Here is a 10,232-nt window from a genome sequence, read left to right as displayed (position 1 = left end):
AAATGTAAGGAAGTAAGCGAAAGGGAAGAATTTAAAAATCATATTGGTTATTATTTAATAGATGAGGGTAGAGATAAATTAAATAATATATTAAAAATAAAATATAGTGGATTTGAAAAAATAAAAAGAATGATAAAAGGTAAAGCAGTTATAAGTTATTTATTACTTATATTTATTTTTACAGCAATAAATATAATAACTTTCCTTTATGCAATACCAGGTAAGAATGAGTACAATTATAAAATTATTTTAGCAACTATATTTTTAATTATACCTATGAGTGATGTAGCTATAAGAGGGTTGAATTTTACTATTATGAGAATAAATAAACCTTATACATTACCTAAATTGAATTTAGAGAATATACCATATGAATATTCAACATCAGTAATAATACCAACAATAATAAATAATAAAAAAAGAGCAAAGGAACTTTTAGAAAATATTGAACAGTATTATTTAGGAAATAAAGATGAAAACATATTTTTTGTTCTTTTAGGAGATTTGAAAGATAGTAAAAAATTAAATTTAGAAGATGATGATGACATAATAAATTTTACATTAGATGAAGTAAAAAAATTAAATTTAAAATACTGTAAAAATAAAAAGAACAGTTCTTTTTTTTATGTAGACATAGAGTATTTAATGAGGGTGAAAATTTATATATAGGGTATGAAAGAAAAAGAGGTAAAATAGTTGAATTTAATCAACTTTTAATGGGAAATGAAGAAACAACTTTTAGAATAATAAGTGGAGATTTAAAGAATCTAAGCAAAGTTAAATATGTAATAACACTAGATAGTGATACTAAATTACCTATGAATGGAGCTAAAAAATTAATAGGTACATTGGCACACCCCTTAAATAAAGGATACATTGGTTCTAATGGTAAAGTTATAAGAGGATATGGATTACTTCAACCAAGAATAAGTATCAGTTTAGTTAGTAGCAATAAAACTATTTTTTCAAAATTATTTTCAGGAGAATGTGGAATTGATATTTACACTACAGCAGTTTCAGATGTATATCAAGACTTATTTAAAGAGGGTATATTTACAGGAAAGGGCATATATGATTTAGATATATTTTGCAAAACTTTAGACAATAAAATTCCTGAAAATACCGTCTTAAGCCATGACCTTTTGGAGGGAAGTTATTTAAGATGTGGACTTGTAAGTGATATAGAACTTATAGATGATTATCCAAGTTTTTATAACGCAAATTCTAAAAGAAAACATAGATGGGTTAGAGGCGATTGGCAACTAACACCTTGGTTATATAGTGATGATATAAACTTACTTTCTAAATGGAAAATACTAGATAACTTAAGAAGAAGTTTAGTTTCAATATTTTTAATTTTAAGTTTAATACTTATAACGTTTAAAATATTGCCAGGAAATGTAGGTTATTGGCTAATGTTAATTATTTTATGGCCATTTACTTCATTCCCTAGTAATTTATTTAATTTTGTAAAAAACATTAGTAAAGGATCTATTTTAAAAGAAGAGTTTATTTTAGTGAGAGAAAGTTTCTTTAGGTCTTTATTAATATTGATTTTTTTACCTTATGAAGCATATTTAAATTTAGATGCCATAATTAGAACTATATATAGAAAGAATTTTTCTCATAAAAGTTTATTACAATGGCAAACCTCTGACTATGTAGAGAGAACTTCAAAAAGAAATTTTACTACATATTTAAATACAATGTTTCAATCAATTTTAATAGGAATAGGAATTTTGTTCATAAATGTATTGCTAAATCAGAGTAATATTTTATTAGTACTAGTAACAGCTCTTTGGATAATGGCTCCATTAATTGCGTATTTAATAAGTATTCCTAAGAAAACAAAAAGATATATTTTAAATAATGAAGATGAAATTTTGATAAGAACAATTTCAAGAAGAACATGGGCTTATTTTGAGGATTTTATAGATGAAAGATGTAACTATATAGGTGTAGATAATTATCAGGAGGACCCAGGTAAAAAGTTAGCTTATAGGACATCACCTACTAATATAGGAATGTGCATAATTTCCAATATAGTAGCCTTAGATTTAGGATATATAAATATAATTCAAGCAACTGAAAGAATAGAAAAAACAATAGAAAATATAAACACATTAGAAAAATATAAAGGACATTTATTTAATTGGTATGATAGCTCAAATAAAAAAGCTTTAAATCCTAAATATGTATCTACAGTTGATAGTGGAAATTTAATAACTTATTTGTATACTACTTATGAAGGTTTGAATGAAAATTTAAATACACCTATCATGGAAAAAATAATTTTAGGGTTAAGAGATATTTTAAATTTAACTATAGGGGAAATAAAAGATATAGAATGTAATCATTACTTTTATTTTATGGTTAAAGATAATTTAAATAATAGGTGTAAAGATTTACTGACATTTAAAACTATGATTTCTAATATAATTTGCAATACAGAAGAACTTTTAAGTGAACATGAAGGTAGGAATGAAGAAGGAAAGTTCTACTGGTGCAATAAATTAATAAATCATTGTAAAATGCAACTTAAATATATAAATGAAGTATTTCCATTTATAAAAGAATTAGAATTATATGACAATATGACCATAGCAAATCTTACGACAAGATTTGTGAATTCTCCTATAACTGCTTATAAAGATATAGTTGAGGAAGCCTTAAAAGAAGTATCAAGTAAAGAAGGCATAGATATATTATTAAAAACCAATTTTAGTGTTGATAAAATAATATCTAGAATCAATTGTTTAAATGAAAAAATAATAACAATGTGTGAAGATATGGATTTCTCATTTTTATATGATAGTAAAAGAGGGTTATTATCTATTGGATTTGATTTAGAAAAAGAAAGTTTAACTAACAATTATTATGATCTTTTAGCTTCAGAAGCAAGAAGTGCATATTTTATAGCTATTTGTAAAAAAGATATACCAGTGGAAAGCTGGTTTAGTCTTGGAAGATTATTAGGTGGAAAAAGTAATAATAAAGGATTGATGTCTTGGTCAGGAACAATGTTTGAGTATTTTATGCCAAGATTAATAATGAAAAATTATGAAAATACGCTTATAGACGAAAGTTATAAATATGCTCTTAAAAATCAAATTGATTATGGTAAAAAACTAAGACTACCCTTTGGAATATCAGAAAGTGCATATTATGAATTTGACAAAGATTTAAACTATCAGTATAAAGCTTTTGGTGTACCCAAAATAGCATTAAAAAATTATAACGATAAAGAAATTGTAATAGCACCTTATGCAACTATATTATCATTAATGGAAAATAAAAAATGTGCAATAGAAAATTTAAATATTCTTATAGAAAATGATGTATATGGAAAATATGGTTTATATGAAGCTGTAGACTACACAAAAAATAGGGCTGAAACAGAGAATAGTAATGGAAAAATAGTTAAAAGTTATATGATACATCATTTAGGTATGTCTATTATGGCTATAGACAATGTATTAAATGAAAATATATTACAGAAATATTTTCATGAAAATCCTATTATTAAAGCTAATGAATTATTGCTTCAAGAAAAAAGAAGTAAAAAAATCATCTATGATAATAAGTATAATGTAGGTAATATTGATATTTTAAATAGTAGTAGTCATATAGGAAAAATACCACCAAGAACGGTAAAAAATATATTAGAAGATCCAATGAAATTTACTATTATGTCAAATAAAAATTATTCTTTAGTTATGTCAAGCACTGGCTTGGGATACTCTAAGTTTGACGAAATTTTAGTAAATAGATATAGAAACACTATGCCAGAAAATAGTAGTGGAGTTTTCTTTTATTTAAAAGAAATAAAAAGAGATAGATATGTTTCAACAACTTATGAACCAATTAGAGAAGATTATGAAAGATATAGTGCTTGTTTTTATTTAGATAGAGCAGAATTTTTTAGAAATGATGAAGATATGCTAGTAAAGACAACTGTTTTTATTCATAAAGATGAAAATATGGAAGTAAGAGCTGTGAAAATTTACAATAAAGGTAATGAAAAGAAAGTATTGGAATTAACAAGTTATTGTGAAATTGTACTTCAAAGTTATGAAGGGGATTTGTCACATCCTGCCTTTGGTAATTTATTTATTAAAACAAATTATTATGAAGATGATGAGATTGTTTTGGCAAATAGAAGAGTTAGAAACAAAAAAGAAAAAAGCCCTTATGTAGCTCAATGTTTAATTGGGGATAGTGAAAATATAGGTGCTTTAGAATTTGAAACTTCAAGGGAGAAGTTTATAGGAAGATGTAGAAATAAAAAAGAACCAATAGCGTTAATAGATAATGAAAAGTTAAGTAGTTCGGTTGGGGCAGTTTTAGATCCTATAATTTCATTAAGAAGAAGATTTGAAATAGGTAGTAAGGACACTATAGAATTCTATTTTATAAGTGCTGTAAGTTTTGATAAAACTAAATGTGTGGATTTAATAAAAAAATATAAAGATATTAATAAGATTAAAAGTTTACCAATTCTAAGCAAAGAACATGTTCAACAACAACTTTTAAATTTAAATATCACAACTTTACAAGCAAATTTATATCAAGATTTTTTAACTAATATATTATTATCGCAAGAAGATAATAAAGACAAATTTCAAAATATAGTAAAACCACAAGGCAAAAAAGCAGATTTATGGAAATATGGAATTTCAGGTGATATTCCTATAATAGTTGTAGAAATATATAAAGAATCACATTTATATTTGTTAAGACAGATAATTGATTGTCATAAGTATCTTACTGCAAATAAATTAAAAATAGATTTGGTTATAATCAATAGAGAGTGTAGCTCCTATGAGATGCCTATAATGGAAACTATAAATAATATAATAATAAAAAATGAAATTGAATATTTAAAAGATAAAGATGGAGGAATTCATATAATATCCAATATTTCAGATGAAGACTTTAATCTAATAAAATTTATTTCTGCATTGTATTTTGATGGAAGTAATGGTGATGTTTTTGAACAAATTAAGCATAATAAATTTAAAAAAGACCTTACACCGGAAGTATTATTAAAAATTATAAGCGAAAAAAAATATGAAAAATCTAAACGATTTAATTTAGTTAGAAATAAAATGGTAAAAGATCTAGAATTTTTTAATGGATATGGCGGCTTTTTTGATAATGGAAAAAGCTATACAATCGTCATTAAAAATAGTAATCCTACTCCAATGCCATGGATAAATGTTATAGCTAATAAAGATTTTGGGTTCATAATATCAGAAGTTGGTTCTAGTTATACATGGTATAAAAACAGTAGAGAAAATAAATTAACATCATGGAATAATGATTCTGTAATAGACCAATCAGCAGAAAATATTTATTTATGTGATAATGATGAGATTTGGAACATTACTAGACCAACTTATGAAGATAAAGATGATGAAGTTATTGTTAAACATGGAATGGGATTTTCAAAATTTGTAAAAGAAAATAGAGGTATATATACTGAATCTACATTTTTTGTTCCGCAGGATAAAAATATAAAAATAATAAAAATTAAATTGTGTAATACAACTAATAAGAAAAGAAATTTTAAGTTGGGATATTATGGTGAATTAGTTTTAGGTGATGTAAGGGATAAAACATATAGAACTATAGTAACAAATATAAATAATATAGATGGATACATTACAGCAGATAATTTTTACAATGAGAATTTTAAGGAGACCAAATGTTATCTTGCGTTTAGTGAAAAAAACACTATATTAACAGGTCATAGGGATAACTTTTTGGGATATAATGGTGACATTAAAGAACCTGATGGACTTAGAAATATTACATTAGAAAGTTCTTGTGGAAAAGGATTAAATCCATGTTTAGCAGGAGTTACTTCTATTGAATTAAATGAATTTGAAGAAAAATTTATAACAATAATGTTAGGGGCAGAAGAAAATATATTAGATATAGAAAAGCAAATAAAATATTTTAGAAAGTTAGAAAATGTAGATATTGAATTAGAAAAGTCTCAAAAATATTGGAGTGATAAATTAGAGCTAATACAAGTGAAAACAGAAGATAGAAGTTTAGACATAATGGTAAATGGCTGGCTTTTATATCAAAGTTTAAGTTGTAGAATTTGGGCTAGAACTGCATTTTATCAATGTGGAGGTGCTTTTGGATTTAGAGATCAGCTACAAGATGTTATGTCAATTATATATTTCGATAAGTCTATTACTAAAAATCAAATACTTTATTCAGCTTCATATCAGTTTGAAGAAGGAGATGTTATGCACTGGTGGCACCCATACAGTGAATGTGGTATAAGAACTAAGTTTAGTGATGATTTGTTGTGGCTACCATATGTAGTTTGTGATTATATAGAAAGAACTGGAGATGTTTCTATTTTAGATGATGAAGTAAGGTATATAAAAGGCGAACCTTTAAAAGATGATATAGATGAATTTTATGGGAAAGTAAAAAAATCTCATAGAAAAGGAACCATATACGAGCATTGTATAAAAGCCATAGAAAAATCATTGAAATTTGGAATACATGATTTGCCTTTAATAGGAAGTGGCGATTGGAATGATGGAATGAGCACCATTGGTAATAAAGGTAATGGCGAAAGTGTTTGGCTTGCATGGTTCATATATTCGGTACTAGATAATTTTAAATATTTATGCAAAGAAAAAGGTGATTTAAATCTATATGAAAAATATACTGGTGTTATGGAAAAACTTAAAGTGGCTATAGAAAAAAACGGATGGGATGGAAATTGGTATAAGAGAGCATATTTTGATGACGGGACGCCATTAGGTTCTAGTGAAAATGATGAATGTAGAATTGATTCAATAAGCCAATCTTGGAGTGTAATATCTAAATGTGCAGATATATCAAGAGCAAAAAAGGCTATGAGTAACTTATACAGATACTTAATAAACAAACAAGAAGGCATAATAATGCTTTTAACTCCATCTTTTGATAAATCAAACTTAGAACCAGGCTATATAAAAGGTTATATTCCAGGAGTTAGAGAAAATGGTGGGCAGTATACTCATGGTGCTATTTGGACTATACTAGCATATGCTATTTTAAATGAAGGAGAAAAGGCTGTAGAACTTTTCAATATGATAAATCCAATAAATCACAGCAAAGATTTTAGTACTGCTAATAAATATAAAGTTGAGCCATATGTAATGTGTGCAGATGTGTACTCTTCATTTCCTCATAATGGAAGAGGAGGATGGAGTTATTATACAGGAAGTGCTTCATGGATGTATAAAGTAGCCATAGAGGCAATACTGGGATTTAAACTTAAAGATGGGAAAGGATTTACTATAGAACCTTTAAAAAACATACCTTTTAAAAAATATACGATAACTCATAAAACAGATAAAAGCACATATACAATAAATGTTGAGTACGGTGAAGAAAATGAAATTTACTTAGACGGGAATTTAATAAAAAGTAATTTTATAGAATATGAGAATGGTGAACATAGCTTAATTTATAGAATTAAAAACCAATAAAAAGAATATGTAAAGAATTAATTAAATGAAGGTGTATTTCAAAGTAAAATTTTATTTTGATAATACATCTTCATTTTTGTACTATAAATATTATGATAAAAATAGAAATAAGAGCTATACTAATTTAGATGTTAGGTTACTAGAACCAATACTAGGTATGGAAATATTAGGACAAATATTAATTTTAGGTTTCTGTTTATTGTTATTTAAAGAAATAGAACCTTTGATTATATAGGATTCTTTAGTACCAGTATCACTAAAAATTACGTGCACTTTTATAAAGTAATCATAATTATTACTTTTTCCTACTTTAGTTATTTTAATTATATCGCATTCACTATCAAAGCCCATGTCAACAGCTAATTTTACGTATTTATTTTGAAGTTTTTTAGAAGTGAGTTTATCATATGAATTTTTGGTCATATAAGGTTTGACTCTTGATAAAAATGAATCTTTAGGATATATGGAATTATGTTGTAATACAATGGGAATTTCATCATTTTTAAAAGAATATATACTGTTTAGAAAGTCTTCAATGACCAGCTGCTCTTTAGTAGGAGTAGGAGTAGATCCAAAAAGAAAAATAGTGGAAAAAATATATAATATAACTATAAAAAATTTGAAATTTTTCAAGTTACCACTCCTTAGTCTTTTAATAATCATTATATCAACTGTGGAGTAATTGTTTTCAATAAAATATAAAAATTTACATTATTAACATGAAGTTAATCTTTAAAGTAAATAAAAATATCTTAAAATAAGTGTAGAACTTATTTTAAGATATAAAAAAAGTATATACTAATCTTCTTTATTTTCAGTAGTAGGTATATCTTCTCCACGATTATAAGTATAATCAAATTCTGCATTAGATATATTATTTGCTACAATAGGGTTAGTAACATTGTCTGGAAGTTCTATATAATCTTTTTTTGAAAAACATTTAGTTTTATTAAGTGGTGCATCCAAATAGTTTCTTAAGTTAGGTGCATAATTTGTTTTTTTATCTTTAGTCATATAATCAACTCCTTATTTATATAAAAATAAAATAATTTATTAGTGGTTTATAATTATTTTGGCTATAAACAAAAAAAAATACTAAATTAATAAAAAACATTGACCAAAACAAATATCAGGAGTATACTATTATAAAATCATAAATCTATGAAGAGAAGTAAGTAAACTTAAAAACAAATTTAAAGAGAGTGATAGATGGTGAAATTATCACAATTATGATTAAGTTGAATGGGTCTCTGAGAGCAAAGGCGAAATATGTAGTAGTCTTTGACGTGTCCTCACGTTATAGAGGTAGGATATTATATGTATCTGAGAGTAGAGTAGCTTTTAAAGCTAAAATTAGGTGGTACCGCGTTATTGACGCCCTATAGATTAATTCTATAGGGCTTTTGTTTTTTTATTTAAAATAAAAAATTATATGTAATAAGAATTAATTTTAAAATATATATTGGAGGTATTGATTATGGAAGAAAAAAGAAAAGTTATATTTAGTGGAATTAAACCATCAGGGGATTTAACATTAGGTAACTATTTAGGGGCTATAAAAAACTGGGTTAAACTTCAAGAGGAATATGATTGTTATTTTTGCGTTGTAGATTTACATGCTATTACAGTTCATCAAAAACCAGCAGATCTTAGAAAAAGAACTTTAGAAATTTTGGCTATTTATATAGCGTCAGGGATTATACCAGAAAAAAATACTATGTTTATACAGTCACATGTACCAGCACACAGTGAATGTTCATGGCTTTTAACTTGTAATAGCTATATGGGCGAACTTTCAAGAATGACTCAGTATAAAGATAAAGCAAAGAAAAGTGGAGATAGTATAAGTGCAGGTTTATTTAATTATCCAGTGTTAATGGCAGCAGATATACTCTTATATCAAAGTGATGTAGTACCTGTTGGAATAGACCAAGTACAACACTTAGAACTTGCAAGAGATATTGGAGAGAGATTTAATAAAACTTATAGTCCAACATTTAAAATTCCAGAAGCATATGTTCCAAAAGCAGGTGCTAAAATAATGGATTTACAAAATCCAGAAAAGAAAATGTCAAAATCAGAAGAAAATCCAAATTGCTATATATTAATAATGGACCCACCAGATGTAATTAGAAAGAAAATTTCAAGAGCAGTTACAGATAGTATCGGTGAGGTAAGATATAGTGATGAGCAACCAGGTGTTAAAAATTTAATGACAATATTAGGTGCTATAAAAAATATGACTATGGAAGAAATAGAAGAAAAATATAAAGGTCAAGGATATGCACAATTTAAAAAGGATGTAGGGGAAGCTATAGTAGAAGAATTAGAGCCAGTTCAAACTAAAGTAAAAGAGTTATTAGAAAATAAAAAAGAACTTGAAGAAATTTATACAAAAGGTGCAGAAAAAGCAAGATATGTAGCTAATAAAACTCTTTCAAAAATGAAAAGAAAAATAGGATTTATTCAAATGTAAAAAAACAGCTTTAAAGCTGTTTTTTTATTTTTAATTATCATATTTAAAATCTTTAGATTATAGTGTTTAAAATTTTTAAATGAGCAATTATAAAAATAACATTCAATATTATGAATTAATGATTACTAATAAGCAAATAATAGACAAAGAAAACAAAGAAAGGAGGAAGTTAGTCAAAACTATTAATATTTTATAAAAATGGATAAATTAAAGGAGTAAAAAAGAAAAATTATAAGTACTTATAGGCCTTT

Annotated in this window: 6 protein-coding genes and 1 other annotated feature; of the genes, 4 read left to right on the top strand and 2 right to left on the bottom strand. The window is 25.8% G+C overall.

Annotated features, from left to right (window positions below; genetic code table 11):
• Together CSGHG_RS21885 and CSGHG_RS20340 are read left to right on the top strand one after the other, a co-directional pair.
• Window positions 1–669 (top strand): hypothetical protein (locus CSGHG_RS21885; protein WP_010294362.1); only part of this gene is annotated, 669 nt, incomplete at its 5' end.
• 47 nt (window positions 670–716) lie between these two features.
• Complete coding sequence (locus tag CSGHG_RS20340) at window positions 717–7,505, top strand: GH36-type glycosyl hydrolase domain-containing protein (RefSeq protein ID WP_010294361.1); 6,789 nt, start codon at window positions 717–719, stop codon at window positions 7,503–7,505.
• 114 nt (window positions 7,506–7,619) lie between these two features.
• On the opposite strand, the gene CSGHG_RS23170 is transcribed toward CSGHG_RS20340, so the two are convergent.
• Entirely contained in the window at window positions 7,620–7,928 is a 309-nt protein-coding gene (locus tag CSGHG_RS23170; RefSeq protein ID WP_147582173.1) for a hypothetical protein, read from the bottom strand.
• A gap of 40 nt (window positions 7,929–7,968) precedes the next feature.
• Here CSGHG_RS23170 and CSGHG_RS23165 point away from each other — a divergent pair, with 40 nt between their 5' ends.
• The gene (locus CSGHG_RS23165; RefSeq protein WP_162130912.1) at window positions 7,969–8,187 is read left to right on the top strand and encodes a hypothetical protein; all 219 of its coding nucleotides are present in this window, start codon (window positions 7,969–7,971) and stop codon (window positions 8,185–8,187) included.
• 116 nt (window positions 8,188–8,303) lie between these two features.
• Here CSGHG_RS23165 and CSGHG_RS09190 read toward each other — a convergent pair whose 3' ends face one another.
• Entirely contained in the window at window positions 8,304–8,519 is a 216-nt protein-coding gene (locus tag CSGHG_RS09190) for a hypothetical protein (protein ID WP_010294359.1), read from the bottom strand.
• 138 nt (window positions 8,520–8,657) lie between these two features.
• Window positions 8,658–8,890 (top strand) — a binding site (T-box leader).
• 92 nt (window positions 8,891–8,982) lie between these two features.
• Here CSGHG_RS09190 and trpS point away from each other — a divergent pair.
• On the top strand, window positions 8,983–9,981 hold the full coding sequence (gene trpS / locus CSGHG_RS09185) for a tryptophan--tRNA ligase (protein WP_010294358.1): 999 nt from the start codon (window positions 8,983–8,985) through the stop codon (window positions 9,979–9,981).
• Window positions 9,982–10,232 lie beyond the last annotated feature (251 nt).

The organism is Clostridium senegalense JC122 (assembly GCF_000285575.1).
Lineage (GTDB): Bacteria > Bacillota > Clostridia > Clostridiales > Clostridiaceae > Clostridium_J > Clostridium_J senegalense.
The sequence above is the reverse complement of the archived record's forward strand: the minus strand, read 5'-3'. Positions and strand labels throughout refer to the sequence as shown.

Coding starts and splice junctions, on each gene's coding strand:
- CSGHG_RS20340 (WP_010294361.1), top strand. CDS start 717: ATGGGAAATGAAGAAACAACTTTTAGAATAATAAGTGGAGATTTAAAG.
- CSGHG_RS23165 (WP_162130912.1), top strand. CDS start 7,969: ATGGAATTATGTTGTAATACAATGGGAATTTCATCATTTTTAAAAGAA.
- trpS (WP_010294358.1), top strand. CDS start 8,983: ATGGAAGAAAAAAGAAAAGTTATATTTAGTGGAATTAAACCATCAGGG.
- CSGHG_RS23170 (WP_147582173.1), bottom strand. CDS start 7,928: ATGACCAAAAATTCATATGATAAACTCACTTCTAAAAAACTTCAAAAT.
- CSGHG_RS09190 (WP_010294359.1), bottom strand. CDS start 8,519: ATGACTAAAGATAAAAAAACAAATTATGCACCTAACTTAAGAAACTAT.